Here is a 797-nt window from a genome sequence, read left to right as displayed (position 1 = left end):
CGCCCTCGAAGCCCGAGGAGAAGAAGATGCCGGTCGAGATCGGCGGCCCCGCCGGGCCGGAGCCGACGCGCTTCGGCGACTGGGAGCGGAAGGGCCGCGTCAGCGACTTCTGAGAACTCAACCGGAACAGGCTTGTGGGTTGACGGTGCCGTCAACCCCAAGATCTTGACGACAAAGAACAGTAACCCTGCGTCAGCGATTCGTTCGCCCGACTCGGGGCAGGTGGTTGTTCCGGCAGGCTTCAGCCCGGCCGCAAACGGCTCAGCCAGAGGCTGATGACCAGAACACCGGCGCCGGACAGCGCGAGCGCCGGGCCGGCGCCGGCCGCCACCATCAGCAGGCCGAAGACCGCCGGCCCGACCGCCTGGCCCAGAAAGTAGCAGAAGGCATGCAGCGCCACGGCCGAGCCGCGGGCGCCGGGGGCGACCTCGGTGACGCGGGTCTGGATGCTGTTGTGCAGCATGAAGAAGCCCAGGCCGATCAGCAGCGCGCCGGCGATTCCGAGATTGGGCATGCCGGTGGCGAGGCAGAGCATGCCGGCCAGCACGGCCGCGCCCGCCAGCCGCATCATCCGCGCCTGGCCGAGCCGGCGCAGCAGGACGGGCGCCAGCATGGTGTAGGCGAAGCCGCCCACCCCGAAGCCCGCCACCGCGATGCCGGCGCGCAGCGTGCCATGGCCGTCGGCGCCCAGCAGCACGGCGAAATAGGGGAAGGGGCCGAAAACGCAGGCGCCCTCCAGCGCGACGCCGATGAAGAGCGGCTGGGCGGCGCGGTTGCGCAGGATGTCGGCATAGCGA

2 protein-coding genes are annotated in these 797 nt (G+C 70.9%); one reads left to right on the top strand and one right to left on the bottom strand.

Annotated features, from left to right (window positions below):
* Window positions 1-26 precede the first annotated feature (26 nt).
* A complete protein-coding gene (locus BKE38_RS29990) occupies window positions 27-113 on the top strand; it encodes a DUF1674 domain-containing protein (RefSeq protein ID WP_083747975.1) in 87 nt (28 codons plus the stop codon).
* 128 nt (window positions 114-241) lie between these two features.
* On the opposite strand, the gene BKE38_RS29985 is transcribed toward BKE38_RS29990, so the two are convergent.
* The coding region (locus tag BKE38_RS29985) for an MFS transporter (protein ID WP_131829818.1) at window positions 242-797 on the bottom strand (556 nt) is incomplete at its 5' end.

It is taken from the genome of Teichococcus deserti (assembly GCF_001982615.1).
Classification (GTDB): Bacteria; Pseudomonadota; Alphaproteobacteria; order Acetobacterales; family Acetobacteraceae; genus Pseudoroseomonas; species Pseudoroseomonas deserti.
This window is presented reverse-complemented; position numbering and strand designations above follow the sequence as displayed.